Origin of the sequence: Actinoplanes campanulatus, assembly GCF_014647795.1 — a bacterium.
In the GTDB taxonomy this organism is placed as follows: domain Bacteria; phylum Actinomycetota; class Actinomycetes; order Mycobacteriales; family Micromonosporaceae; genus Actinoplanes; species Actinoplanes campanulatus.
Genome location: NZ_BMPW01000038.1, coordinates 32,778 through 58,476, shown reverse-complemented (window position 1 = coordinate 58,476; position 25,699 = coordinate 32,778). Strand labels below are relative to the sequence as shown.

Genomic DNA, 25,699 nt, shown 5'->3' with positions numbered 1-25,699 from the left:
CGGGTTCGCCGGATCCTGGGTCATCGCGATCTCCGACTTCGTCGGGAACGCCTCGTCGCCCTTGTGGTAGGTGTGGAAGATCGTCGCGGTCCGGCCGGACAGCTTCTCCCAGTTCTTGTGCTCCAGGTCGCGGGGCTTGCTGGTGAACCCGCCCGCCGCGCCGCCCCACAACACGCCGCAGGACGGCACGAGGTTGGCGTCGGTGACACACTGCTTCTTGGCCGGCGCCGCCTGCGCGGCGGCCGGAACCACCACAGCAGCAGTAGCAGCACCCGCGAATACGGCGGTCAAGGCTGTCAGGAACATCGGCAGCTTGGCGCGTCGCAAAGAAGTCTCCCCCGGTAGTCCGGCTCGTTGTCGGCCGGGCATGGGAAAGAGATTCCAGGTCGGGCGTTGCACCCCAGGGACCTGAACCGGTGCCACCCGGTTGCACGAAAACAGACCCCGGAGCCGACGACTCGCCACGGGTGATCGGCCACGAAAAGGCAGGGTTTACGAAACCCGGCCGACAAGGGCAGCCGCTATCCCTCGACCAGCAGCCGCCGCATCGCTACGACCAGATGGCCGGCGATGACCAGGACCTGCCGCCGCTCGTCGGTCAGCCCGGCCATCCCGTCGATCCAGGGGCGCAGCCCGGCGGCGACCTCGTGCAGCACCTCGGGGGTGCGGGCCAGGACATCCGCGCCGGCCGGCCAGCGGTCGCCCCAGATCAGGGCCCCGGCCAGCAGGGCCGCGAAACCGGGGCTCTCCACCGGCACCTGAGCCAGGTACGCCGTGGTCTCCGGCCGGTCGCCCAGTTCCGGGTACTGGGCGGCCAGCAGGGAACGCGGCCACCAGTCCGGCGACACCCGGGCCTCCAGGGCGAACGGGTCGAGCGCGGTCACGTCGGCGACCCGGAACAGTTCCGGGCTGTGCGCCACGTGCGCGGCCAGCAGCGCCCGGCTGTAGTGGTGGGCGCGGCCGGTCTCGTCGGCGTGGATCAGGTCGCCGACGGTACGGCGGCCGTCCCAGAACGCCTCCGGGTCGACGTAGGCGCGGGCCGCCTGCCCGAGCGCCTCGATCTCCCGGTCCGAGCTGGCGATCGCGTACTCGTTGCCGACCGCGCCGTGGCCGGCGTTGAGGACCACCGCGTCGATGCGGGACAGCGCCAGCCACTCGGTGTGCACGGCGGGCTGCGCGGCGGTTGCGCCGCCCCGGGTGACGGCCCAGTCCGGCTCGCTCTCCGGGGAGATGGTGTCCAGGAAGTCGACGTCCAGGTAGCCCTGCCAGAGCCGGACCAGCCGGGTCCACCAGTCGTTGGAGTCCTCCGGCGGCGGCACGATCGAGGCGAGCGTCACCGGGTCGCTCTCCACGTGCAGCAGGAGCAGCAGGAGATTGGCCGTGTAGATCGCGTACCGCTCCATGTAGGTGCCGGTGGACGGCGAGTAGGTGCCGTAGCGGCCGCGGTCCCAGCGGTCCTCGGCCTCGCGCAGCAGCACGCGCAGGATGTCGCCGGCCCGCCGGGCGCTCTCCGGGCTCGCGTGCAGCTGCTCGATGAACGGCAGCACCGACGAGCCGCCGGAGTTCAGCGTCTGATGTGACAGCAGCGCGTACAGGCGGTCGTCGTCCCAGTTCTGCGACGACGGGCGGTCCCGGGAGCGCCACAGCTCGGCGAGCTCGGTCATCACGAAGTAGGCGATCAGGTACTCGCCGAAGGTGGCGTGCAGGAATTCGTAGCTGCGCCCCTCCACCCCCTCGTCGACCTCGGAGGCGTGGATGAAGAAGAACCTGCCGAGGACCCGCCGGGCCGCGCTCAGCGCCCCGCCGCGCCGGACGTTCTGCCGCTGGCGGGGCGCCGGGTCGAGGGCCTGGAGGTCCTCCAGCAGGGTCTGCTCCTCGATGTAGTGCTTGCCCCGGTTGAACATGCCGAACGCCGCGATGCCGAGCCGCCACAGCTCGGCCTGGATCCCGGCCTCGTCGCCGGCGCGCGCCGGGCTGTCCGGCTTGTTCAGCTCCCGCTCGATGAACCGGCGCAGGATGGCGCCGTAGATCTGCGCCGGGGTGGAGTCCCGCTGCATGGGCGGCAGCCCGTTGGCGGCGCCGTGCAGCACCAGCAGCAGCAACAGCAGCGGCTGGTGGGCGATGTCGCCGTAGGACAGCACGGACGCGGCCGACGGGATGCCGGCCAGCCCGCTGTGCCCCAGGTACGGGTTCGCCCGTTCCCAGATCTCCAGCCACGCCCCGACCTGCCCGGTGCTGAAATCCTCCAGCTTGATGACCAGGCAGCCCTCCGGGATCCGGGCCACGTCGGCCACCAGGGTGCGGGAGGTGACGATGACCGCGACGGGCCGGGACGCGAGCCGCTCGATGCGCTGGAACTCGACCACGTTCTGCAGGTAGTTCGACTCGGCGGTGCCGGATGCCTGCATGAACTCGTCGAGCCCGTCGATGAACAGCACCCGGGTCGCGTCGGCGGACGCGTCGCTCAGCTCGGCCCAGGAGACCCGCCCGTTGGTGGCCTTGCCGAGCACCGCGGCGACCTGCTGGTAGACGGGGGCGCTCGGGTCCGGCACCTGTCGCAGCGGGATCCGGGCGGCGGTGAAGGCGTCGCTGCCGGAGAGCCGGGCCGCGCACACCTTGGTGAACATGCTCTTGCCCGAGCCGGGGTGGCCGAGCACCACGAGCGGCCGTTCGTGGCTGCGCGGGGAGGAGAAATAGGCGGCCAGGAAGGCGTCCAGGTCACGGCCGAGCGGAGTGCGTTTCTCCCACCACGACTCGTCGGCCGGGGCCGCCGCGTCGGTCATCACCATCCACCGGTACGCCGGGCTGAGGTATCCGTCCTCGATGGCCGGCACCCGCAGCGCCGGAAGGTCGTCGGACACCCCGGCGGCGACCAGCGGCTCGCGCAGCGCCGCCCGGTTGAAATCGGTCACGAACCGGCGCACCTGACCGGCCTGCTCCCGGCCGGCCCCGGCCAGCGACACCATCAGGCTTTCCAGCCGGGCCAGCGACTCCACGGCCTGCCCGGCGGTGGCCTGGGTGGCCTGGTGTTCGCCGAGCATCGCCCAGATCTCGAACTCACGGACGTCGGCGGCCAGCAGTTTGTACTCGGCGTCGTACCGGCGCACGGCCCGGCCGACGATGTCCTCGATCAGCGGCTGGACGGGGCTCAGCACCTCGGCGCGCTCCCAGACGGCGAAGTTCTGGAAGAACCGGACGCACAGCACGGCCAGCTCCCGGTAGCGCGGGGCGATCACGGTGTCCCGGGTGGCCCGGAATCCGCAGCCGGCCCACGGCAGCGCGACCGGGACGGTGGTGACGATCTGGGTCAGCTGCTCCTGGGCCGGTCCGGCGGCGGCCCGGTCGGTGAGGCGGTGCTTGTCCTGCTCGGTCAGCCCGATCCGGTCGTACACCGGGCCGACGGTCTCCCGGACGGCGGCGAAGAACGCCCCGTACACCAGTGCGGTGTGTGTCGCGGCGAGGACGTCGGCGCGTTCCGGGGAGCGGCCGGCGCGCAGCCGCTCGCGGCCCGCCGCGACCAGTTTCGCGAGCAGGCCGACCACCTCGTTCTTCTGGTCGACCCAGCCCCAGGCGGCGAGCCCGGCCGGGCCGGCGGCGATCACGCCGACGCCGAGCAGGGCGCCGAGGGTGCCGGTCCAGGCGTCGTCCGGGCCGGACAGGATCGTGCGCGCGCCTTCCAGACTGTAGGGAGAGGCAGCCATCCGACCCCGTCCGCCGCAGTGAGATCAGTCGATCTGGACGATCTGATTCGAACACCCGGTTTCCGGCGTGGTCAAGACCATCCGGGCGGCCTCGACGGCCCGGGCCGCGATCTGGCCGGCGCCGATGTCGTTGCGGGAGAAGAAGCCGTCCGACCACAGCGTGGTGTAGCCGTGCGCCACCGCGATCATCGCCTCCACCAGCAGGACGGCGTCCGCGTACGACGTCGTGCCGGTGGCTGAGGCCAGGTCGAGCATGGTGGTCATCAGGGCGCGGGTGTGCTCGCGGCGTTCGTCGTCGGCCAGCGGGTACAGCTCGGGGGCGTAGATCACCTGGAGGCCGGCGCCGGTGCGGGCGACATACCGCACATAGGCGCCGGCCGCGGCGGCCAGCCGGTCGGCCGGGTCGATCCCGGCGTCGTCGGCGGCGGCCACGATCGCGGTACGCAGGTCGCGTGCCGCGGCGGCGGAGACCGCGCTGAGCAGGTGGCCGCGGTCGGGGAAGTGCCGGTACGGCGCCGCCGAGCTGACCCCCAGACGGCGGGCCACGGCGGCGACCGAGAAGCGCTGGAGCCCGCACTCGGCGAGCACCTCGAAGCTGGCGGAGATCAGGGCCGCGCGGAGATCGCCGTGGTGGTAACCGCGATTCGCCGACACCCTTGCCTCCATGTGAGTAGGCTCTTACATTAGCAAGTAAGAGACCACTTACATTGGAGACGGCGTGAGCATCCGGCTCGGCTACCAGATCCCCAACTTCACCTACCCCGGCCCGGCCGCGGAGCTGTTCGACACGGTCGTGGCGCAGGCCCGCGAGGCCGAGGCGTCCGGCTTCGACACGGTTCTGGTGATGGACCACCTCTACCAGCTGCCGGGCATCGGCCCCGCGGAGCACGCGATGCTGGAGGCCTACACGACCCTCGGCGCGCTGGCCACGGCGACCTCCACGATCCAGCTGTCCACTCTGGTCACTGGGAACACGTACCGTAATCCCGCTCTTCTCGCCAAGACCGTGACCACGCTCGACGTGGTCTCCAAGGGCCGGGCCGTGCTCGGCATCGGGGCCGGCTGGTTCGAGCGCGAGCACCACGACTACGGCTTCGAGTTCGGCACCTTCGGCGAGCGGTTCGAGCGGCTCGAGGAGGCCCTGCGGATCATCACGCCGATGCTGAAGGGCGAGCCGGCCAGCCTCGACGGGAAGTGGTACACGGCCCGGGGCGCCATGAACAACCCGCGGGTCCGGCCGCACATCCCGGTCATGCTGGGTGGCAGCGGCGAGCGCAAGACGTTCCGGCTGGCCGCGAGGTTCGCCGACCACATGAACATCATCTGCGACGTCGACGACCTGTCCCGCAAGGTCGCCGTGCTGCGCGAGCGCTGCGCGGAGATCGGCCGCGACCCGGCCACCCTGGCCACCAGCTACCTGGTGATGGGGATGGTCGGCGAGACCGAGCAGGAGGTCAAGGAGCTTGCCGAGAGCATCCCCGACGACCGCCGCAACCGCGCCTTCCTGGGCACCGCCGAGCAGGTCGCCGAGCAGCTGCACGAGCGGGTGCTGGGCGCCGGCATCGACGGCATCACCATCAACCTGATCCGCAACGGCCACCGCCCCGGCGTGGTCGCCCAGGTCGGAGCGGCCCTCAAGCCCCTGGTCGGCTGAGGGCCGGCAGGCGTACGCAGACGACGGTGCCGGTGGGCCGGCGCTGGCGCAGGCTGATCTCGCCGCCGTGCAGCCGGACGATGGTCCGGGCCCGGGCCAGTCCCAGCCCGAAGCCCGGGATGCCCTGATGCCGGACGTTGCCCGCCCGGTAGAAGCGGTTGAAGACCTCGTCCCGTTCCGGTTCCGGGGTGCCGATGCCGTTGTCGGCGATGCACAGCTCGGCGAGGTGGTCGACGGCACGCAGGGTCACCTGCACGTCGCCGCCGGCCGGGCTGAACTTGAGCGCGTTGGAGAGCAGGTCGTCGACGAGCTGGCGCAACCGGACGGCGTCACCGTCGGCCCGCAGCCGCTCCGGCAGGTCGGCGTACAGCCGGACCCCGGTGCCGACGGCGCGCGGCCGGTACGCCGCCACCGCCTCGGTCACCACCGTCACCAGGTCGATCGCCGCCCGGTGGAGTTCGTGATGGCCGGAGTCCAGCGCGGCCAGGTCGAGCAGGGTGTCGACGATGTGCTGGAGCACCGTGGTGTTGCGGGCGACGACGGCCAGCATCTGCCGCTGCTCGTCGTCGAGCCCGGTCGCCTCCTCGGCCAGCATCGTGGCGTTGGCGGTGATCGAGGTGAGCGGGGTCCGCAGCTCGTGGCCGACCAGGTCGAGGAAGTCGTTCTGCGAGCGGGTGAGCTGCCGGGCCAGCTCCTCGGCGCGGCGCAGGGCCACGTAGACGCCGATCTGCGCGGCGATGCCGTCGAGCAGCAGGGTGAACAGGTCCTCGTGCACCTCCGGCGACACGGCGTAGCAGGTCAGCACGCCGAGCACGATGCCGCCGTCGCGGACCGGGACGGCCAGGACGGTACGGATGCCGTGCCGTACGCAGATCTCGACCAGCTCCCGCTCCCGGGCGGTGACCAGGTCGGCAGACCGGCTGATGTCGGCGACCCAGAGAGCCTCGCCGGACTCCCAGACCCGGCCGGTGATGCCGCGGCCACGCACCGGGTCGTGCCCGAAGAAGCCGTCGGTGTCCGTGCCGGTGGTGCTGTAGCCGCCCACCGACCGCAGGCTGCCGGACGGCTCGTCGATCAGGAACAGCTCGGCCCGGGGCCAGCCGAGCGCGCCGGTGACGGCCCGCAGGATGGCGGGCGCCGCCTCGGCGATCGACGTCGAGCGGCGTAGCGCCTGCTCCACCTCGCGGTGGCAGACGCGGAACCGATCGGCGTGCCGTTGTTCGGTGATCTCGTGCGCGACGGTGACCGCGCCGAGCCGGCGGCCGTCGCGGCCGGTGATCGGCTGGGCGGTGGTGGCAAAGACGCGGCTGCGCCGGCCCGGAACCCGGATCACGACGTCCTCGGCGGCGAGCCGTTCGCCGCGCCAGGCACGCATGAGCGGCGTCTGCTCCCAGACCACCGGATTCAGGTCCATGTCGAAGAGGTGTTTCGGGTGGGTCACCGACACATCGGCGGGCACCGGACCGTCCTCGGGGTCGTTGTGCACCCGGCGCATCTCCCGGTTGACCAGGATGACCCGGCCGATGTCGTCGCAGGCGACCACCCCGACCGAGAGGCTGTCGAGCAGGGCGGTCAGGAACGCGTTGTGCCGTTCCACGGCGTCCTCGGCGGCCGCCAGCGACGACAGATCCGTCACGAAGACGCAGGCCAGCGGTCCGGCCGAACCATGCACCACGGACATCGCGGCCCGGGTCTCCAGACGGCGCCCGTCGCTGTGCCGGACGGTGAGCTTGCGGACCACCGGGCGTTTCGGCCGGGCGCTGAAGAGCCGGCCCAGGGCGGCGCTGATCGGCTGGTCACCGTACTCCGGCCGGAACGGGGTGTCGTCCAGGCGGCGGCCGCACACCTCGGCCGCGGTCATCCCGAGCAGTTCCTCGGCGGCCCGGTTGAAACCGCGCACCACGCCCTCCGGATCGATGGCGAAGAACGCCTCCTGAACGCTGTCCAGCAGAGCCGCGCTGTCCAGGATCGTGAGCGGGGGGAGGTCGTCGTTCCGGTCCGCCACCGCAGCTCACCTCTGTCGTCTCGGCACTCGCGGCGGGCGCACGAGTGTCCACGACAATCTTGTCAAAGCGGAAGCGCCGGGAGAGGGAAAAAGATGGCCGGGAAGGGCCGCTGTGCAGAGGAGGACGGGTGGGCCTGCTGACGATCGGGGCGTTCGCCCGTACGGTCCGGATGACGCCGAAGGCGCTGCGGCTCTACGACGAGCTGGGCCTGCTGCCGCCGGCCGCGGTCGACCCCGAGTCCGGCTACCGGTTCTACCACCCGGACCAGCGGGAACGGGCGCTGCTGATCGCCCGGTTGCGCCGGCTGGGCATGCCCCTGGCCGCCATCCGCACGGTGTGCGACCGGGACCGGTACGCGGGCTCGGCGTCGGCGACGACCGGCCGGCCACCACACTGACCGCTCTGCCCGGCGACCGCTATCTGCTCTGCTCCGACGGCCTGTCCAGCGTCGTGTCCCCGGCCGCGCTGCGCGACACCCTGGCCGCGGAGCCCGGCTGCGGGCCGGCGGTGGACCGGCTGATCGAGCTGGCGTACGCGGCCGGCGCGTCCGACAACATCGCCTGCGTGGTGGCCGATCTGACCCGCTGACCTCCGTTCTGGCCCGAAGGGCGGAACCGGTTCGGCCCGCGATCACTGTGAGGAGCTCTTCCGGATACGTGGTGTTGACATTGATGGGAGGGTCGCGTCTACTTCCTGACGACGCGTTGTGGTGGGATTCGTCACTACGCGTCGTTCGGACACCTTGGCGCCCCTCCGGAGGCATGAGTTGCGCACGACCTGAAGCGACCGTTCAAAGGTCCTATGGGAACGTGCACACCCCGCATCTGACTGTCGTCCACGTGCTTCCGGTGAGAAAGGTGGACCCCTCCGTGTCATTCACTCCCGCCGATGTCGGCAAGGTCGAGTTCCGGGAGCCACCGGCCGGCGCGCGCGGATATCACGAGGGTGAGGTCAACCGGTTCCTCGACGACGTGGCCGGGGAGATGCAGCGGCTCGCCGCCGAGAATCGGGCGCTCGCGGAACGGCTCGAATACGACGACCTGGCCGGGCACCTGCGCAAACTGGAACGCAAGTGCGCCCGGGCGCAGGAGCGGGCCGCCGCCCTGCGAGCCGAACTGGAGCAGGCGCGGGCCGCGGCCGCACGGGCGTCGCCCACCCCGGTCTCGCCGCAGTTGCTGCGGCTGGCCCAGCGCACCGCCGACGAGCGCCTGGCCGAGGCCCGGCAGGAGGCGGACGAACTGCTGAAGAAGGCATCCGTCGAGGCGAGCCTGCTGGTCAGCGATGCGGAGCTGCGGGCCTCCACGGTGGTCGCCGACGCCCGGCACGCGTACGCCGAACGGGTGAACAGCCTGGACGACAAGCGGGCCAAGGCGCTGGCCCGGATCGAGGAGCTCGGCGAGGAGGCCCGGCGACGGCGCGAGGATCTGGCCGGGGACGTCGCCTATCGGATGCGGCGAATGGACGGCACTCACTGACCGTGCGCCGCCCGTACAAAAACCTTGTCTTCTCGGTTTTCGACCTCCAGGGCATGTACGTGCTCGCCCTCGCCTTCGACATGCTCCCCCCACCGTTGCGGACCGGGGCGGCGGCCCGGCTCGCCACCCTCGTCGAGGCCCGCGGCGGCCGCCTGGACACCGGGTTCCTGTCCGTGCCGTACCTGCTCGACGTGCTCTGGGACCACGGCTACCGCGACCTCGCCCGGCGGGTGCTGTGGCAGTCCGAGATGCCGTCCTGGCTGTACGAGGTGGACCGCGGCGCCACCACCGTCCGGGAGTCGTGGGACGCGATGGCCCCGGACGGGACGGTCCGGCCGGTGTCGCTCAACCACTACGCCTTCGGCTGCGTCGACGACTGGCTGTACCGGCGGGTGGCCGGCATCCGGCCCACCTCACCCGGCTACCGCACCGTGACGATCGACCCCGACCTTTCGTGCGGTGTCGAGTGGGTGCGCGCCCACGTCGGCACCCCGTATCAGGGGAAATAGATCATGGGTGATGGCCTCCTGCCGAGTGGCGACCGGGAATCAAGATCGGCCCGACGGCTGCAATCACCCAAGATCGGCGGCGAGTCGGGGTGACGGCCGGGAACACCATCCCGGATGCCTCGCGAGCACCACCGCGACCATCCACCTGGAGTGAGAGGCAGCAGATGCGGGGGTGTCCAACCGATCTACGCCCGGCGGGGGCGGCACAGGTGGGAGTGGGCAGCGAGGGGGCCGAGCGGGCGGAACGGCCCTGAAAGGCGAGACGAGGACACGCGTACCGGAAGAAGGAGCGGAAGCGAAACGCGGACCTCGACCACAGAACGGCGGGCGCACACGTTCAGGCCCTCAGTGATGTCGGCGGCGATTCCGGCCGCCGCATAGGTGGCAGACTGTGGCGATGATCGATCGGCACCTGGACTGGGACGGCTGCTGCAACGTCCGTGACCTAGGCGGACTTCCGGCCCGCGGCGGCCGCGCCGTCCGGCACGGCGCCGTCGTCCGGGCCGACAGCCTCGACCGGCTCTCTCCCGCCGGGTGGGCCTCCCCCCCACGACCACGGCATTCGTACGGTCGTCGACCTCCGTGAGCCCGACGAGTGGACGGCGGCGGTGACCCGTCCGCAGGGGATCACGGTGATCCGGGTGCCGCTGGACGACAACGACGACGCCGCGTTCTGGTACAGCATCCTCGACGATGACGTGGACGGGACGCCGCTCTACTACCGGCCGTTCCTCGAGCGCAAGGCGGCACGCTGCGTGGCCGCGGTGACCGCGGTGGCGCGGGCCGCCCCCGGCGGGGTGGTGGTGCACTGCGGGATCGGGCGCGACCGGACCGGGCTCGTCTCGCTGCTGCTGCTCGCGCTGGCCGGGGTCGGCGCCGAGGCGATCATCGCCGACTACACGGTCAGTGAGGAGCGGCTGCGGCGGTATTTCGAGGCCGACGACGATCCGGTGGCGGCCCGGCTGGCGCTGCGCGGCACGACCATCGCCGAGGCACTGAACGAGCTGCTCGGCGACGTCGACGTGGAGGCGTGCCTGCTGGCCGCCGGGCTCAGGCCCGGCGACCTCACGGCACTCCGGGAGCGCCTGCTCACCGATTGAGTGCGGTCATTTCTTGACGGCGACGCCGCAGTACTGGTTCACGTCGACGTCGCCGGTGTGTGCGTCCGGGCGCCACCGGTTGCACGGGACGACGCCCGGCTCCAGCAGCTCCAGGCCGTCGAAGAAGGCGGTGATCTCCTTGGCGCTGCGGTACTTGATCTTCGGGGTGCCGCGCTCGTTCCAGAACTCGACGATGCGGTTCGCCTCGGCCGTGTTGATGTCGTAGCAGCCGTGCGCGATCGCCAGGTAGCTGCCGGGCGCCAGAGCGTCGACCAGGCGGCGGACCACCTCATACGCGTGGTCGTCGTCGCGCAGGAAGTGCACGATGCCGAGCAGGGTCAGCGCGATGGGCCGGGAGAAGTCGAGGGTCTGCTCGGCGGCCCGCAGGATCGACTCCGGGTCGTTCAGATCGGCCTCGACGTAGTTGGTCTCACCCTCCGGCGTGCCGGACAGCAGCGCCCGGGCGTGCACCAGCACCAGCGGATCGTTGTCGACGTAGACCACCTTGGTCTCCGCCGCGACCTCCTGCGCCACCTGATGGGTGTTGTCGGCGGTCGGCAGGCCGGTGCCGATGTCCAGGATCTGGCGGATGCCACCGTCGCGGACCATGTGCTCGACGGAGCGGCGCAGGAACCGGCGGTCCTCCCGGGCCAGGGTGACGATCGACGGCAGCATCCCGGCGATGGCGTCACCGGCCTCCCGGTCCGGCTGGAAGTTGTCCTTGCCGCCGAGCCAGTAGTTCCACAGCCGTGCCGAGTGCGGGGTGCTGGTGTCCAGGTTCTGCCCGGCCCTGTCCGCCACGAGCGGCTCCTTCAGTCCACAGTGATCATCGAAGGATTCCCATCATGCCAGGATTCCGGCCGGTACGAACATGTGGGTTCCTCGGCGAAGACGTCACCGGTCATCGCGTACGCCCGGGCCCGCGAGCCGCCGCAGACCGTGCGGAACTCGCACACCCCGCACCGGCCGCCCAGCCGGTCCGGGTCGCGCAGGGCCGTGAACAGCGACGATGAGCGGTAGATGTCGGTCAGCGGCTGATCGCGGACGTTGCCGGCGGCCATCGGCAGGAAGCCGCTCGGGAACACGTCGCCGCGGTGCGAGACGAAGACGAAACCGTTGGCGGCGCTCACCCGCAGCGGTGGGCGGCGGGACCGGCGGCCGCCGTCGAGCAGGCCGAGGGCGGCCAGATCGCGGTGCAGCCGCCGGTAGAGGTCGCCACGACCGTCCGGGCCCTGACCGCCGCCACGCTGGATGCAGACCCGGCGGAAGTGGTGTGCCTCGGTGGTCTTGACCGGCACGGTCTCGCCGATGTCGTACAGCGCGTGCAGGACGTCCTCGGTGGCGTCCGCGCCCAGGGCCCGCAGGGTGGCTCCGCGGCCCGTCTGGACCAGGAAGAACACGCTCCAGAGCAGGGCGCCGCGGTCGCGTACCAGGGCGGCGACGCCCGGCAGGTCGGTCACCGTGTCCGCGGTGACCGTGGTGTTGATCTGCACCTTGAGCCCGAGCTCCCGGGCGTCCTCCCAGGCGCGCAGCGTCGAGGCGAAGACGCCGGGCACGCCCCGGAAACCGTCGTGGCCGCCTGCCCCGGCCGCGTCGACGCTGAGCGAGATCGCCCGGGCGCCCGCCTCGCGCAGACCGGCCAGGGCGTCGCGGGTCAGGGTCGGGGTTCCGGACGGCGACACCGACACGGCCAGGCCCAGGGCGGTGCCCTCGCGGACCAGGGTGTTCAGGTCCGGGCGCTGGAACGGGTCGCCGCCGGTGATGACGAACAGCGGTGACGGGCGGCCGAAGGCGGCCACCTGGCGCATCAGGCCGACGGCCTCGGCGGTGGACAGCTCCCCGGTGTCGCGTTGCGGCCGGGCCTCGGCGCGGCAGTGCCGGCAGGCCAGCGGACAGGCCTGGGTGGCCTCCCAGATCACGATGAAGGGGCGGTCGGTGCTGTCCTGCCGGGGAATCCGGACACCGGTTGCCGTGCTCGGCCGCATGAGTGACTCCCCGGGGTTGATGACCGGCTCCGGTGCACTCTGCGCCGGGCGCCGCCGGTCCGGTCAGGGCCGGAGGTCACATTCCGGCCGGGACCCGCCGGGCTCAGCGGCGCGGATCCCAGACGAAGACCCGGGTGGCCGCCGCGACCGCCGCCACCGCCGTGACGAGCAGCAGCGCCACCGCCACCGGTGACCCGTCCGCGCCGGGAACCCGCCAGGCGATCCGGGTCAGCTGGGTGATCGCGGCTCCGGGCAGCAGCAGCATCGCCCGGTCGACCCCGGCCGGTGGGGTACGGGCCACCCACAACGCGCCACCGAGGAACGCCAGCGCGATCGGCGTGGTCGTCAGCTGCGCCAGCTCGGGCGCCGAGGTGAAGGCCGCGGTCAGGGCGGCGAGCGCGCAGGCCGTCACGACTCCGGCCAGGACGGCCGGCAGCAGCGGGCCGGGCCGGATCCCGCGCAGGTCGAGGGCGACGGACAGCAGCAGCGCCTGGGCCAGGGTCAGCACCGCGGGCGGGGTCAGGACGGCGGTCAGGATCGCCGCGTCGGAGGCGCCGCTGCCGCGCAACCGGCGCAGCACGTTCTGCTGGCGGCGGGATGCCAGGGTGGTGGTGCCGGAGACGTACGCGGTGAGCGTCACCAGCGTGACCAGCAGCAACCCGGCGGCCGTTCCCGGACCGGCCCGCCCGGTGTCCGCCTCCGCGAGGAGGATCAGCCCGCCGAGCGCCAGCGGCAGCACCGCACCCATCGACAGCGTGAACGCGCTGCGGCGCAGCATGGTGAACTCGGCGCCGGCGATCAGCAGCCAGGCCCTCATCGCAGCGCCCCGCCGTCCATCACCACGATCCGGTCGGCGAGCCCCGCCGCCTCCTCCGGGTAGTGGGTGCTGACCAGGATCGAGGTGCCCGCGTCGCGGTGTTCCCGGAGCAGCTTCCAGGTCCGGGCCCGGGCATCCGGGTCGAGCCCGGAGGTCGGCTCGTCGAGCAGCAGCAGCCGCGGCCGTCCGCACAGGGCGACGGCCAGATCCAGGCGCCGCCGCTCGCCTCCGGACAACTGCCGCACCCGCATCCCGGCCCGGTGCTCCAGGCCCACCGCGCCGAGCAGGTCCCCGCCGACCGGGCGGCGGTGCAGGCGCAGCCACAGCCGCAGCGTCTGGGCCACCGTGAGGTCCGGCGCCAGGCCGCTGTCCTGCGGCACCACGCCCACCTCGGTGGCGAGACGGCGGCGTTCGGCGTACGGATCCCGGCCCAGCACCCGAATCGTGCCACCGGCCGGCCGCCGGTGCCCGATCAGCAGCTCCATGGTGGTGGTCTTCCCGGCGCCGTTCACGCCCACCAGCGCGACCATCTCCCCGGCGGCGACTTCGAGATCAACACCGCGAGGGCCGTACGCGAACCGCAGCCCCCGGCACGAAACAGCATTCATGCCGTCGACTATCAGCGCCGGCCCGCCGGGTTCGTAGTGTCAGGCGCACACGAGCCCGCATGACAGATGTCATCGACTTTCGCGTCCCGGCCGGATCGAACCGCATCATGGTGGCGTGACATCGCTGCGCCGCTTCACCTGGTACACCCTGCTCGTCTGCCTGGCCGGCGTCGTGCTGATCGTCGCCGTCCAACCGCCGGGCGCCACGGCCCGGGCCGCCGTGTTCGCCGTGGTGGCGCCGGTGTGCCTGGTCGCCGGCCGGCTCCTGGCCGTACCGGTCCTCGGCACGCCACCGCCTCCGGCCGCCCTGACGATCGCGGCCGCGGCGGCCGCGGCGGGCCTTCTGCTGTACTCACGGATCGACGGCGAGCGGATCGACGGCGATGGCGGATTCCCGTGGGTGCTGCCGTTGGCCGTCGTGCTCGCCGGCGTTCCCCGGAAGCTGTGGCCGGCCGGCCTGGCGCTGGCGTTCGCCGCCTCCCTGGCCGGCGGCCAGCACGACCCCGGCGGCGCCCTCTCCGACACCGCGATCACGGCCCTGTGCACGGCCTCGGTCTACGCCCAGATCTGGATCTGCGTCGTCGCGGAACGCCTCGACCGGGCCCGCCACACCGAGCGGACCACCGCGGTCACCGGCGAGCGGCGCCGGTTCGCCGCCGAGCTGCGCGACATCCAGGGCCACAACCTCCAGGTCATCGCGCTGAAGAGCGAACTGGCCGAACGGCTCGCCGCCACCGATCCGGCCCGCGCCGCCGCACAGATGCGCGAGGTGCAGGAGCTGGCCCGGCAGGCGCTGGGCGACACCCGGGAGCTGGTCCGCGGCTACCGGTCGGTGTCCCTGGACACCGAGATCGCCAACGCGGCCCGGGTCCTCGGCGCGGCCGGGATCCGGTCGTCGATCTCGCTGCCGCCGGATCCGCCGGTTCTCCCGCCGGCCGTGGAGAACCTGTTCGGCCTGGTCGTGCGCGAGTGCACGACCAACGTGCTGCGGCACAGCACGGCCGCCCGCTGCGAGATCACGCTGACCGGCGAAGGGGCGCTGCGTTTCGTCAACGACAACCCGTTCGACGGCCCGGACGGACCGGCCGGTGGCCTGGCCGGGCTCCGCGACCGGCTCACGGCCGCCGGTGGCAGCCTGCGATTCCGGCGTACGGACGGCGAGTTCACCGTGACGGCGGCCCTCCCGGTGGCGGCCCGGTGATCCGCCTGCTTCTCGCCGACGATGAGAGCCTGATCCGGGGTGCTCTCGCCGCCCTGCTCGCCCTGGAACCGGACCTGACCGTGGTGGGTGAGGCCGCCGACAGCGTGACCGCCGTCCAGGTGGCCCTGCGTGAGCGCCCCGACCTGGCGGTCCTGGACCTGGAGATGCCGCCCGGTGACGGTCTACGGGCGGCCACCGAGATCCGGTCGAGACTCGGCGTCCCGGTGGTCCTGGTGACCCGCCACGCCCGCCCGGCCGTGCTGCGCCGCGCCCTGGCCGCCGGGGTCGCCGGGTTCGTCCCGAAGACCACCCCGGCCGCTCGCCTCGCCGAGATCATCCGGACGGTGCACTCCGGCCGCCGCTACGTGGACCCGGAGATCGCGGCGAGCGCCCTCACCGAGGACGAGTGCCCCCTGACCGACCGTGAGCTGGAGATCCTGGCCGTGGTCCGCGGTGGCGCGCCGATCGCCGAGGTGGCCGCCACCGTGCACCTGGCTCCCGGCACGGTCCGCAACTACCTCTCCGCGGCGATGGCCAAGCTCGGCGCCGACACCCGCCACGCGGCCGCCCACCACGCCTGGCAGCAGGGCTGGATCTGAAGCCGCTTCAGGCGGAGGCGCGTTCGATGACGCGGGCGGGGGCCGGCCGGGCGTCGCCGACCGGGAGGCCGAGAAGGGTGCGGGCGGTGCGGCGGCCGTAGGCGCGGGCGTCCAGCCGGACGGTGGTCAGCGCGGGCCGCCACAGGGCGCCGTGCGGGGTGTCGTCGAAACCGATCACCGCGAGGTCGCCGGGGGCGCTGAGGCCGGTGTCGGCGAGGACCGCCAGCACGCCGAGGGCCAGGTCGTCGGTGAGCGCGGCCACCGCCGTGACCCCGGCTTTCAGGGCACCGACCGGCTTCTCCGGGTCGCCGTCGACGACCAGGGGGAGTGGTTCGGGCAGGCCCAGTTCCTCGGCGGCGTCGCGCACCTGCCCGGCCATCAGCGCCAGGAACGGATCGTCGCCGGCGGGCACGGCCACCGCGACGGCCCGGTGCCCGCGCGCCACCAGGTGCCGCAACTGGACGAGGCGGTGCGCGACCATGCCGTCGATCCAGCCGCCGTCGGCGACGTCGTGGTCCGGGCCGGCACAGACGGCCGGGAGGTCGATCACCGCGCGGGGTTCGATCGCGGTGATCGCGGCTCGCGCCGACACCCCTTCGCCGTACGACACGAGCAGGCCGAAGCCCGCCGCCCCCAGCTCCTCGTCGAGCCCGGCGATGAAGCTGGACAGGTGGTGACCGCGGGGCAGCCCGCCCGCCTCCAGCACCACGATCCGGGACGCGCCCTCGCGCAGCGCCCGCGCGATGGAGTGTGGCCGGTACCCCAGCTCGTCGGCGGCCCGCCGCACCCGCTCGCGGGTGGCAGCCGGGATGGTCTGGCCGGGCGCGTCGTTGAGCACGAAGCTCACGGTCGCCTGGGACACCCCGCTGGCCGCGGCCACGTCCCGCATCGTCACTCGCGTCTTCCCGGTCACCGGGCTACCGTACCGGTCACTTATTCGTATCAGCGAAGTTCTGGTCACGCTCGCCCGGCTGTGTTGATCATGTGTGGTTGGATCCCGGGCTGTGACGACACCGACCGCACCGGCGCAGCCCGGCTGGTTCACCCGAGAGCGCTACGGCACCCCCGCGGCGGTGGGGGTCTCCGCGCTGGCCTTCCTCGGCTTGCTGATCTTCGCCGGCTTCACGCTGTTCGAGGGCAGCCACATGATGTCGAACCACTGCTTCGACGCCACCGACCAGATCGTCTGCCCGATCGACGGTCCGGACTGGATTCGCCCGGTCCCCGGGTGGGCCGTGCTGCTGGGCCTGCTGGCGGGACTGGCCGGTTCCGCCGCGGGTCGCCCGTTGCGCCGCCCCGGCCTGATCGCCGGTTTCGTGTGGGTGACCGTCGCTCTGATCCTCACCCGGGTGTTCGGGTAGCGGCGCGAAGGATGACCGAAGTGGTATGACTCCGCCGGGCGCCCGTTCGTTCACAATTAAAGCTGTCTATACAGCCTGGTGAACGGAGCTCCCCCCATGCCCGCTCCCACAGTCCATCGGCGCCTCCTGGCGCTGCTGATACCGGTCCTCGCCGGCCTGCTGGTCGCCTCCGTCACGGTGCTGCGGGCCCCGTCGGCGGCGGCCGCCGCGCCGCTGACGGTCGCCCAGGCGATCAGCAGCCAGAGCGGCACCGGGACCGTCGTCGGCTACATCGTCGGCGAACCCACCGCCACCGACACCGTCCGGTTCAGCTCCTTCACCGGCGACACGGCACTGGCCATCGCCGACAGCGCGGCCGAGACCAGCACGAGCCGGATGCTGTACGTCCAGATCACCAGCTCCTACCGCTCGGCGTTCGGGCTGGCCGGCAACCCGTCGAACGTCGGCCGGGCGCTGACGGTCACCGGCACGCTGACCGCCTACTTCTCGCACACCGGGCTCAAGTCGCCGACCGCCATGACGTTCGGCGGCACGGCCACGACCAGCCCGACCGCCACGGCCGGCCCCACGGCCTCCAGCACCACCGACACCTACTACGCGGCGGCACTCGGCAAATCCGGGTCCAGCCTCAAGTCGGCGCTGCACACGATCATCTCGACCGGGGTCACCACGATCTCGTACGACGCGGTGTGGAACGCCCTGAAGGTCACCGACCAGGACCCGGCGAACTCGGCGAACGTGATCCTGCTGTACTCCGGGATCAGCCGGTCGAAGACGCTCAACGGTGGGGCGACCGGCAACTGGAACCGGGAGCACGTGTGGCCGCAGTCGCACGGTGACTTCGGCACCGCCAACGGCCCCGGCACCGACCTGCACCACCTGCGGCCCGAGGACGTCACGATCAACGCGCTGCGCGGCAACAAGGACTTCGACACCGGCGGAACCGCGGTCTCCGGCGCCACCGGCAACTACACCGACGCCGACTCGTGGGAGCCCCGCGCCGCGATCAAGGGCGACGTGGCCCGGATGGTGTTCTACATGGCGGTGCGCTACGAGGGCGGCGACTCCTGGGCGAACCTGGAGCTCAACAACTCGACCGCGAACGGCTCCAACCCGTACCTCGGAAAGCTCTCCACCCTGCTGGCGTGGCACACGCAGGACCCGCCGACGGCGGCCGAGCGCGCCCGCAACCAGGTCATCTACGCGAGCTACCAGCACAACCGGAACCCGTTCATCGACCACCCCGAGTGGGCGGCCTCGATCTTCGGCTGAGCCGAGAGCTGGCCGAGAGCTGATCCGAGAGCTGAGCCCGGCCCCCGAGCGGCCACCGTCGTGCCCCGGCGGTGGCCGCTTCCCGATCATGCCGGGGAGGAAAGATGCCGGTGCAGGAACGCCGCCGCCGCCTCGGCCGCCCGGGTGACGTGCGGCTCCACGTCGTACAGATCGATGTGCTCCGCCGCGTCCAGCCAGACCAGCTCCTTCGGGCCGGGCGCCGCGTCGTACGCCGCCTCGGCCAGTTCCGGGGAGCAGTAGGCGTCGGCGCGGCCGTGCACGATCAGCAGCGGGACCGTCCCCAGCAGCGGGGCGGCGCCGAGGGCGTCCAGGGTCATCAGCGAGTGCAGTGAGCCGTAGGTGACCCGGTTCTCCCAGCGCTCGGCGGCGCCCCGGGCGGTGCCGTAGTAGGCGTACGGTTCGTCGCCGCCCATCGCCGCCGTCCCACCGTCCGGGGCGACGGCGGGCAGCTCCTCGTCGTACCGGTCGATGAAGGACCGGATCGCCGCGCGGTAGCCCTCCGGAGTCCCGGCGCTGAACCGGGCCGGGCTGTTGTACGCCCCGGCGATCCCCGCCACCGCCCGGATGCGCGGATCGGTGGCGGCGGCCCGCACCGCGTAGCCGCCGCCGAGGCACACCCCGACCACCGCCACCCGGTCGGTGTGCTCGCCGAGCAGGCTCACGGCCGCCCGCAGGTCGGACAGTTTGCCCTGGCTGTCCTCATGCGCCCGGCGGCCGCCGCTCTCCCCGAACCCGCGGTGGTCGAACGCCAGCGTGGTGAACCCGCGTTCCCGCAGCAGTGCCGCGTAGGTACCCACGACCTGCTCCTTCACCCCGGTGAACGGTCCGGTGAGGACCACGCCGGGCGCTCCGTCCGCGGCGACCGACAGGTTTCCGGCCAGGGTGATCCCGTCGGCGGTGAACGTGACCTGTTTCGACATCCGGCGCTTCCCCTTCGACGTACGTCGTTGCGTGCATCGAACCTAGGCCGCGCCGGTGGCCTGCGGCTACCCGTAATCAGAAACCATGTCAAATCGGGGCATAACTGGACAAAATTAAGATCGTTGAGTGCAGTATCGGTGGTCGTGGGCGGCACCACCGGGTGAGCCGGGGGGACTGCACCGAGTGAACACTGCAACGATCATGGCCGTCACCCCCTTCGGGCTCCCGGACGGGCGGCTGCTGGCCGCCTGCTGCCGGGCCGGGGTGCAGGGCGTGCTGGATCTCAGCGGACACGACGGCCCGGCGGTCGCCGAACTGCGGCGGGCGGCGCGGTGGGTGCCGGGCCGGTTCGGGGTACGGGTGAACGCCACCCTGACGGCGGCGGACCTGCCGGAACAGGTGGACACCGTGGTCGTGCCGGCCGGGATCAGCGCCGCGGCCTGGGGCGGCCGGACCGTGCTGGCCGAGGTGACCGGCCTCGTCCAGGCCCGCGCCGCGATCACCGACGGCGCCGACGGCCTGCTCGCCCGGGGAGCTGAGACCGGCGACCCGGACGCCGGACTGTCGGTTTTCGTCCTGCTCCAGCAACTGCTCGCCGAACTGGGCGTGCCGGTGTGGGCGTGGGGCGGCATCGGCCCGCACACCGCGGCGGCCGCGGTCGCCGGGGGAGCGGCCGGCGTCGTCCTCGACACGGCTCTGGCGCTGCTGCCGGAAGCCTGCCCGCCGCCGGCGATGGCCGCCGCGCTGACCCGGCCCACCTCGGGCGCCGGCCTGGACGCGTACCTGGCCGCCGATCTCGCTCGCCGCCACCGCGACGTGCCCGGCGTGATCCGGGCGATCCGGGCGGCCGTCGAATCCGGGCGCACCGCGCCCGCCCTCGGCCCGGGCGCCCCGCTCGCCCGGCGGCTCGGCACCACCCTCCCGGTGGTCCAGGGACCGATGACCCGGGTCAGCGACCGTCCCGAACTGGCCGCCGCCGTCGCCGCCGGCGGCGGGCTGCCCTGTGTCGCGCTGTCGCTCGCCGACGGCAAGACCAGCCAATCCCTGCTGCGGGCGACGGCGCGGGCGGTGGCCGGGCGGCCGTGGGCGGCCGGCATCCTCGGCTTCGCCCCGGAGGAGACCCGCGCCGCCCAGCTCGACGCCATCCTCGCGGCCCGCCCGGCCGCCGTGATCATCGCCGGTGGCCGCCCCGACCAGGCGGACCGGCTGGAGTCGGCCGGTGTCGCCGCGTTCCTGCACGTGCCGTCGCCCGGCCTGCTGCGGCAGTTCCTCGGCGCCGGGGCCCGCCGGTTCGTCTTCGAGGGCGCCGAATGCGGCGGGCACATCGGCCCGGCCAGCAGTTTCGCGCTCTGGCAGGCGCAGATCCCGGTGCTGCTCGACTGGCTGGACGAGCACCCCGGCGACCACCTCGACGTGCTGTTCGCCGGTGGCGTGCACGACGCCCGCTCGGCGGCCATGGCGACCGCCGCCGCGGCGCCGCTGACCGCCCGCGGCGCCGGAGTGGGGCTGCTCATGGGCACGGCGTACCTGTTCACCGCGGAGGCGGTCGGCTCGGGCGCGATCGGGCCGGTGTTCCAGCAGGAGATCCTGCGGGCCCGGGCCACCACCGTCCTGGAGACCGCGCCCGGCCACCTGACCCGCTGCGTGGACAGCCCGTACGCCGCCGAGTTCACCGCGGCCCGGGACCGGCTGCGTGCCGCCGGAACACCGGACCGGGAGATCTGGGACGCGCTGGAACGGCTCAACCTGGGCCGGCTGCGACTGGCCAGCAAGGGCCTGCGGCGTACCGGCGGGGATCTGGAACCGGTCGACGAGCGGGTGCAGCGCGACGGTGGTCTGTTCATGGCCGGTCAGGTGGCGGTGCTGCGCGACGCCGTCACCACCGTGGCCGAGCTGCACGCCGAGGTGACGGCCGGCGCCGCCGCGTGGCTGGCCGTGCCATCGGCCGACGCCGGGGCGCGGCCGGAACCGGAGCGCGTCGCCGCACCGCTGGACGTGGCGATCGTCGGCCTGGCCGGCATCTTCCCCGGCGCCGGGGACACCGCCGCCTTCTGGTCGCGGGTGGTCGCCGGCGCCGACGCGATCACCGAGGTGCCGGCCGACCGGTGGGACCCGGAGCGGCACGACGTGCCGTCGCGGTGGGGCGGATTCCTGCCCCGGGTGCCGGTCGACCCGGTCGCCTGGGGCATTCCGCCGGCGTCGCTGGCCGCGATCGAGCCGGTGCAGCTGCTCGCCCTGGAGGCGGCCGGCCGGGCCCTCGCCGACGCCGGATACCAGCCGTTCCCGGACGCCGCCGGCAGCGGGCGGGCGTTCGACCGGTCCCGTACCGCGGTGGTCTTCGGCGCCGAGTCCGGCGGGGAACTGGCGCACGCGCTCACCCTGCGGGCCGTGCTGCCCGCCTACCTGGACCGGGTGCCCGAGACCCTGGACGCGCAACTGCCCGGCTTCACCGAGGACACCTTTCCCGGCGTGCTCGCCAACGTGATCACCGGCCGGATCGCCAACCGGATGGACCTCGGCGGCGCCAACTACATCGTGGACGCCGCCTGCGCCTCCTCGCTGGCCGCCCTCGACGCCGCCTGCCGCGAACTGATCACCGGCAGCGCCGACCTGGTGCTGTGCGGCGGCGCCGACACCCACAACAGCCTGCTCGACTACCGGCACTTCGCGGCCGCCGGTGCACTGTCGCCGACCGGCCGGTCCCGCCCGTTCGACGCCGCGGCCGACGGCATCGCGCTCGGCGAGGGCGTCGGCTGCCTGGTGCTGAAACGGCTGGCCGACGCCGAACGCGACGGCGACCGGGTGTACGCGGTGATCAGCGGCGTCGGCAGCGCCAGCGACGGCCGGGCCCGCGGGCTGACCGCGCCCCGCCCGGAGGGCCAGCGGGCGGCGCTGCTGCGCGCCTACCGGCAGGCCGGGGTGTCACCGGCCGAGGTGGGGCTCGTCGAGGCGCACGGCACCGGCACGGTGGTCGGCGACCGCACCGAACTGGCCACCCTCACCGTGGTGTACACCGAGGCCGGCGCGGCTCCCGGCACGGCGGCGCTCGGCTCGGTGAAGTCGCAGATCGGCCACACCAAGTGCGCGGCGGGCATGGCCGGTCTGATCAAGACGGCACTGGCCATCCACACCGGCATCCGCCCGCCCACCACGCACCTCACCCGCCCGCACGACGACTGGTCGGAGGACAGCCCGTTCGCCTTCGACAGGGTGGCGCGACCCTGGCCGGACACCATGGAACGACGGGTGGGCGCGGTCAGCGGATTCGGGTTCGGCGGCACCAACTTCCACGCCGTGCTGACCGGCCACCGCGGGCCGGAACCACGGCACGGCCTCGACCAGTGGCCGGTGGAGCTGTTCCTGTTCACCGGCCGGGCCGACGCCGCCTGGCTGCGCGGACTGCTCGACACCCACCCACAGGCCCGGCTGCGGGACCTGGCCCGGACCGCGGCCGCCCGGCTGTCGCGCACCGCGGCGGCGCCCACCCTCTCGGTGCTCGCCACCTCGATCGACGACCTGCGGTCCCGCCTGGAGAACCTCGACCACGACGGGGTACGGGCGGCCGAGCGCCCGAAACTCGCACTGCTCTTCCCCGGCCAGGGCAGCCAGCGCGTCGACATGTTCGCGTCGCTGCTCATCACCTTCCCCGAGCTGCGGGAACCGGCCGAGCACGGCGGCGACTGGGTGCGGGCCCTCTACCCCGGCGCGGCCTTCGACCCGGACAGCGCCCACCGCCAGCGCAACCGGCTGCGCGACACCCGCAACGCCCAGCCCGCCCTCGGGCTCACCGGCCTGGCCGCGCACCGCTTCCTCACGATGCTCGGCATCACCGCCGACATGGCCGCCGGGCACAGCTACGGCGAGCTCGTCGCCCTCACCGCCGCCGGTGCGCTGCCGGACACCGCCCTGTCCGCGCTGAGCCTGCGGCGGGCCGAGGAGATCCTCGCGGCCGCCGGATCCCAGCCCGGCACGATGGCCGCGGTCACCGGCCCGCCCGCCGAGATCGCCGCCGAGATCGCCGCCGTCGACGGGGTGGTGCTGGCCAACCACAACAGCCCCGACCAGACGGTCATCGCGGGCGTTCCCGGTGCCGTCGAACAGGCCGGCGCCCGGCTGCGGGCGCTCGGCCACACCGTCACCGCCCTGGACGTGGCCTGCGCCTTCCACAGCCCGCTCGTGACCGCGGCCGGGCCCGGGTTCACCGCGGCGGTCGCCGGACTGTCACCGCGGGCGCCGCGGATCCCGGTCTACGCCAACCGCACCGCCCGGCCGTACCCGGACCGGCCCGCCCTGATCGCCGTCGAACTGGGCGACCAGATCGGATCCCCGGTCCGCTTCGCCGACCAGATCGAGGCGATGTACGCCGCCGGCGCCCGCGTCTTCGCCGAATGCGGCCCCGGAACCACCCTCAGCAACCTGGTCGGCGCCATCCTGGCCGACCGACCGCACCGGGTGGTGAACTTCGAGCAGGCCGGCGGGGGCCTGGCCGGCGCCCTGTCCGCGGTCGCCGAACTCGCCCTGGCCGGGGTGCCGGTGCACCTCGACCCGCTCTATCGGGGCCGGGACGCCGCCGACCTCACCGACACCGTCCCGGCGCCACCGCCGCGCTGGACCGTCGACGGGCACGCGGTCCGGACCGGCGACGGCGCCTACCTGACCGGCGGGATCGCCGCCGCCCGGCAGGTTCCGGTCGCCGCCCCGGCCGCCGACGCCGACCGGCTCATCGAGGACTACCTGCGCACCACCCGGGAGTTCGTGGCCACCCAGCGCGACGTCATGCTCGCCTACCTGGGCGCGCCACCGCCGGCCGCGATCGAGCCGGCCCACACCCCGGAGCCCACGACGGGACCGGCGGTCGCGGCCGCCGCCCCGGCCGCGATCGAGCCGGTGGACACCCTCGACCGGGTCCGGGCGGTGATCAGCGCCCGCACCGGCTACCCGGTCGACCTGATCGGCCCGGACGTCGACCTGGAAGCCGACCTCTCCATCGACTCGATCAAACGCACCGAGATCGTCGGCGAGCTGACCGGCGGCGCCGGGCCCGCCCTGGAGCGGCTGGGCCGCGCCCGGACCGCGGGGGAGATGGCGGCGCTGCTCGACGGCGGGCCGCCGGCCGCCGCACCGCAACGGTTCCTCCGCGAGTGGACGCCGGCCCCGCCGGCCGCGGACGCCGTACCGGCCGGGCGCACGGTCACCGTCGACGGGCCGGACGAGCTGGCCCGGGCACTACGCGAGCGGGGCGTCCCGGTCGTGGCCGACGGCGGCGACGACCTGCTCCTGGCCGGGGCGCTGGGCGACGGCGACGACGAGCAGCCGTGGCTGCCGGTGCTGTTCGAGAAGCTGCGGGCGGCCGCCGCGACCGGCCGGGGGGTGCTGGTCGCCGCGGTCGACGGCGACCCCCGCGCCGACGGGCTGCCCGGCTTCATCCGGTCGATGCGGCAGGAACGGCCCGGCGTCCTGACCCGGCTGGTCAGCGTGCCGTCCGGGGCGGACCCGGCCACCGTCGCCGCGCTGCTGACCGCCGAACTCGGCGACCGCGACGGTGAGCCGGTCGTCCGGCACGGCGCGAACCGGCTGGCGCCGTCGGTACGGCCGGTGCCACCGCCCCGGGGACGGGCCACCACCGAACTGAACCGGGAATCCGTGGTGCTGCTGGTCGGCGGCGGGCGCGGGATCACCGCGACCGTGGCCGGCGAGTTCGCGGCCCGTACCGGCTGCCGGATCGTGCTGGCCGGGCGGACCGCGCCGGACGCCGAGCCCGAGGACGCCGAACTGGCCGCCGCCACCGACCTGAACGCGCTGCGGCGCGTCCTGGCCGGCCGCGACCCGGCCAGCGTCGACCAGCGGGCCCGGGCCGTGCTGGCCCGGCGGGAGGTGGCCGCCACCGTCGCCGAGCTGCGCGCCGTGAGCCGGACCGTCGAGTACCACACCCTCGACGTGACCGACGCCGACGCGGTGCACGCGCTGGTGAAATCGGTGCACGCCGCGTACCGGCGGCTCGACGGGGTGGTGTTCGCGGCCGGGGTGATCGAGGACCGGCTGCTGGCCGACAAGACCACCGACTCGTTCCGGCGCGTCTTCGGCACCAAGGTCGACGGCGCCCGCAACGTCCTGGACGCCCTCGACCACCTGCCGGACGCCCCCGGGTTCGTGGCCCTGTTCGGCAGCGTCGCGGCTGTCCGCGGCAGCCGGGGCCAGTGCGACTACGCGGCCGCCAACGACGCCCTCGACGACTGCGGCCGCCGCTGGGCGGCCCGCACCGGACGGCGCTGCCTCACCGTGCACTGGGGGCCGTGGGCGCCGGCCCGCCGGCACGGTGGCATGGTGACCGCCGAGCTGGCCGGCCGGTACGCCGCACAGGGCGTCCAGCTCATCGATCCGGCCGCCGGCGCCGCCGCCCTGCTGGACGAACTGACCCACGGCGACCCGGTGCTGACCAGCGTCGTCTACGCGGCCCCGGGCTGGTGAC

At 73.4% G+C, this 25,699-nt stretch carries 20 protein-coding genes and 2 pseudogenes; 12 read left to right on the top strand and 10 right to left on the bottom strand.

The genetic code is table 11. The features are described from left to right. The 3 genes and pseudogenes from IEZ13_RS43550 to IEZ13_RS43540 form a co-directional block, all read right to left on the bottom strand. A pseudogene (locus IEZ13_RS43550) lies at positions 1 to 327 on the bottom strand (glycoside hydrolase family 26 protein); the annotation flags it as partial. Between the two features lie 194 nt (positions 328 to 521). Further along, positions 522 to 3,701, bottom strand: a complete 3,180-nt coding sequence (locus IEZ13_RS43545; RefSeq protein ID WP_183227788.1) for an NACHT domain-containing protein — start codon at positions 3,699 to 3,701, stop codon at positions 522 to 524. 24 nt (positions 3,702 to 3,725) lie between these two features. Beyond that, on the bottom strand, positions 3,726 to 4,355 hold the full coding sequence (locus IEZ13_RS43540) for a TetR/AcrR family transcriptional regulator (protein WP_183227789.1): 630 nt from the start codon (positions 4,353 to 4,355) through the stop codon (positions 3,726 to 3,728). Positions 4,356 to 4,419: 64 nt separating this feature from the next. Between IEZ13_RS43540 and IEZ13_RS43535 the strand changes: the two genes are divergently transcribed. Next, on the top strand, positions 4,420 to 5,355 hold the full coding sequence (locus IEZ13_RS43535; protein WP_183227790.1) for an LLM class F420-dependent oxidoreductase: 936 nt from the start codon (positions 4,420 to 4,422) through the stop codon (positions 5,353 to 5,355). Here the strand turns inward: IEZ13_RS43535 and IEZ13_RS43530 are convergent. After that, complete coding sequence (locus IEZ13_RS43530; protein WP_229795751.1) at positions 5,336 to 7,360, bottom strand: PAS domain-containing sensor histidine kinase; 2,025 nt, start codon at positions 7,358 to 7,360, stop codon at positions 5,336 to 5,338. The genes IEZ13_RS43535 and IEZ13_RS43530 overlap by 20 nt on opposite strands. 128 nt (positions 7,361 to 7,488) lie before the next feature. Here IEZ13_RS43530 and IEZ13_RS48100 point away from each other — a divergent pair. From IEZ13_RS48100 to IEZ13_RS43510, 6 genes and pseudogenes are all read left to right on the top strand, one after another. Continuing rightward, positions 7,489 to 7,725: pseudogene (locus IEZ13_RS48100) on the top strand (MerR family transcriptional regulator); the annotation flags it as partial. Beyond that, positions 7,698 to 7,949, top strand: coding sequence for a PP2C family protein-serine/threonine phosphatase (locus tag IEZ13_RS48095; protein WP_372441958.1), 252 nt, complete (start codon positions 7,698 to 7,700; stop codon positions 7,947 to 7,949). The pseudogene IEZ13_RS48100 and the gene IEZ13_RS48095, both read left to right, overlap by 28 nt. A 281-nt stretch (positions 7,950 to 8,230) precedes the next feature. Then, a complete protein-coding gene (locus IEZ13_RS43520; RefSeq protein WP_183227791.1) occupies positions 8,231 to 8,836 on the top strand; it encodes a DivIVA domain-containing protein in 606 nt (201 codons plus the stop codon). Positions 8,837 to 8,838: 2 nt separating this feature from the next. After that, positions 8,839 to 9,345: an alpha-L-rhamnosidase-related protein gene (locus IEZ13_RS43515; protein ID WP_203834166.1), complete on the top strand. Its 507-nt coding sequence runs from the start codon at positions 8,839 to 8,841 to the stop codon at positions 9,343 to 9,345. A 397-nt stretch (positions 9,346 to 9,742) separates the two neighbouring features. Continuing rightward, entirely contained in the window at positions 9,743 to 9,931 is a 189-nt protein-coding gene (locus tag IEZ13_RS48090) for a tyrosine-protein phosphatase (protein WP_203834165.1), read from the top strand. Beyond that, entirely contained in the window at positions 9,906 to 10,445 is a 540-nt protein-coding gene (locus IEZ13_RS43510; RefSeq protein ID WP_203834170.1) for a tyrosine-protein phosphatase, read from the top strand. Before IEZ13_RS48090 ends, IEZ13_RS43510 begins: the two co-directional genes overlap by 26 nt. 6 nt (positions 10,446 to 10,451) lie before the next feature. On the opposite strand, the gene IEZ13_RS43505 is transcribed toward IEZ13_RS43510, so the two are convergent. The 4 genes from IEZ13_RS43505 to IEZ13_RS43490 all read right to left on the bottom strand — a co-directional run bounded on the left by IEZ13_RS43505 (position 10,452) and on the right by IEZ13_RS43490 (position 13,855). Then, positions 10,452 to 11,246, bottom strand: a complete 795-nt coding sequence (locus IEZ13_RS43505) for an SAM-dependent methyltransferase (RefSeq protein WP_183227792.1) — start codon at positions 11,244 to 11,246, stop codon at positions 10,452 to 10,454. 11 nt (positions 11,247 to 11,257) lie between these two features. Next, on the bottom strand, positions 11,258 to 12,430 hold the full coding sequence (locus IEZ13_RS43500) for a TIGR04053 family radical SAM/SPASM domain-containing protein (protein WP_183227793.1): 1,173 nt from the start codon (positions 12,428 to 12,430) through the stop codon (positions 11,258 to 11,260). Positions 12,431 to 12,533: 103 nt separating this feature from the next. Next, positions 12,534 to 13,247 (bottom strand): ABC transporter permease, encoded by a 714-nt coding sequence (locus IEZ13_RS43495; RefSeq protein ID WP_183227794.1) that lies wholly within the window; start codon positions 13,245 to 13,247, stop codon positions 12,534 to 12,536. Further along, a complete protein-coding gene (locus tag IEZ13_RS43490; RefSeq protein WP_183227795.1) occupies positions 13,244 to 13,855 on the bottom strand; it encodes an ABC transporter ATP-binding protein in 612 nt (203 codons plus the stop codon). Before IEZ13_RS43490 ends, IEZ13_RS43495 begins: the two co-directional genes overlap by 4 nt. 115 nt (positions 13,856 to 13,970) lie before the next feature. On the opposite strand from IEZ13_RS43490, the gene IEZ13_RS43485 reads away from it, so the two are divergent. Continuing rightward, positions 13,971 to 15,056, top strand: a complete 1,086-nt coding sequence (locus tag IEZ13_RS43485) for a sensor histidine kinase (RefSeq protein ID WP_203834164.1) — start codon at positions 13,971 to 13,973, stop codon at positions 15,054 to 15,056. Beyond that, positions 15,053 to 15,655, top strand: a complete 603-nt coding sequence (locus IEZ13_RS43480; RefSeq protein WP_183227796.1) for a response regulator transcription factor — start codon at positions 15,053 to 15,055, stop codon at positions 15,653 to 15,655. The genes IEZ13_RS43485 and IEZ13_RS43480 overlap by 4 nt, the downstream gene beginning before the upstream one ends. Before the next feature lie 7 nt (positions 15,656 to 15,662). On the opposite strand, the gene IEZ13_RS43475 is transcribed toward IEZ13_RS43480, so the two are convergent. Next, on the bottom strand, positions 15,663 to 16,568 hold the full coding sequence (locus tag IEZ13_RS43475) for a LacI family DNA-binding transcriptional regulator (RefSeq protein ID WP_229795749.1): 906 nt from the start codon (positions 16,566 to 16,568) through the stop codon (positions 15,663 to 15,665). A 91-nt stretch (positions 16,569 to 16,659) separates the two neighbouring features. Between IEZ13_RS43475 and IEZ13_RS43470 the strand changes: the two genes are divergently transcribed. Both IEZ13_RS43470 and IEZ13_RS43465 read left to right on the top strand, forming a co-directional pair. Then, positions 16,660 to 17,016, top strand: a complete 357-nt coding sequence (locus IEZ13_RS43470) for a hypothetical protein (RefSeq protein ID WP_183227797.1) — start codon at positions 16,660 to 16,662, stop codon at positions 17,014 to 17,016. Between the two features lie 96 nt (positions 17,017 to 17,112). Then, on the top strand, positions 17,113 to 18,288 hold the full coding sequence (locus tag IEZ13_RS43465) for an endonuclease (RefSeq protein ID WP_183227798.1): 1,176 nt from the start codon (positions 17,113 to 17,115) through the stop codon (positions 18,286 to 18,288). Positions 18,289 to 18,374: 86 nt separating this feature from the next. Here the strand turns inward: IEZ13_RS43465 and IEZ13_RS43460 are convergent, their stop codons facing one another. Then, positions 18,375 to 19,229, bottom strand: a complete 855-nt coding sequence (locus tag IEZ13_RS43460) for an alpha/beta hydrolase (RefSeq protein WP_183227799.1) — start codon at positions 19,227 to 19,229, stop codon at positions 18,375 to 18,377. A gap of 202 nt (positions 19,230 to 19,431) precedes the next feature. Between IEZ13_RS43460 and IEZ13_RS43455 the strand changes: the two genes are divergently transcribed. Next, positions 19,432 to 25,698, top strand: a complete 6,267-nt coding sequence (locus tag IEZ13_RS43455) for a type I polyketide synthase (protein WP_183227800.1) — start codon at positions 19,432 to 19,434, stop codon at positions 25,696 to 25,698. Position 25,699 lies beyond the last annotated feature (1 nt).

What these genes read in the sequence shown, in the direction of transcription:
- IEZ13_RS48090 (WP_203834165.1), top strand. Translation starts at nt 9,743, where the DNA reads ATGATCGATCGGCACCTGGACTGGGACGGCTGCTGCAACGTCCGTGAC.
- IEZ13_RS43490 (WP_183227795.1), bottom strand. Translation starts at nt 13,855, where the DNA reads ATGAATGCTGTTTCGTGCCGGGGGCTGCGGTTCGCGTACGGCCCTCGC.
- IEZ13_RS43455 (WP_183227800.1), top strand. Translation starts at nt 19,432, where the DNA reads ATGGCCGTCACCCCCTTCGGGCTCCCGGACGGGCGGCTGCTGGCCGCC.
- IEZ13_RS43465 (WP_183227798.1), top strand. Translation starts at nt 17,113, where the DNA reads ATGCCCGCTCCCACAGTCCATCGGCGCCTCCTGGCGCTGCTGATACCG.
- IEZ13_RS43545 (WP_183227788.1), bottom strand. Translation starts at nt 3,701, where the DNA reads ATGGCTGCCTCTCCCTACAGTCTGGAAGGCGCGCGCACGATCCTGTCC.
- IEZ13_RS43460 (WP_183227799.1), bottom strand. Translation starts at nt 19,229, where the DNA reads ATGTCGAAACAGGTCACGTTCACCGCCGACGGGATCACCCTGGCCGGA.
- IEZ13_RS43495 (WP_183227794.1), bottom strand. Translation starts at nt 13,247, where the DNA reads ATGAGGGCCTGGCTGCTGATCGCCGGCGCCGAGTTCACCATGCTGCGC.
- IEZ13_RS43500 (WP_183227793.1), bottom strand. Translation starts at nt 12,430, where the DNA reads ATGCGGCCGAGCACGGCAACCGGTGTCCGGATTCCCCGGCAGGACAGC.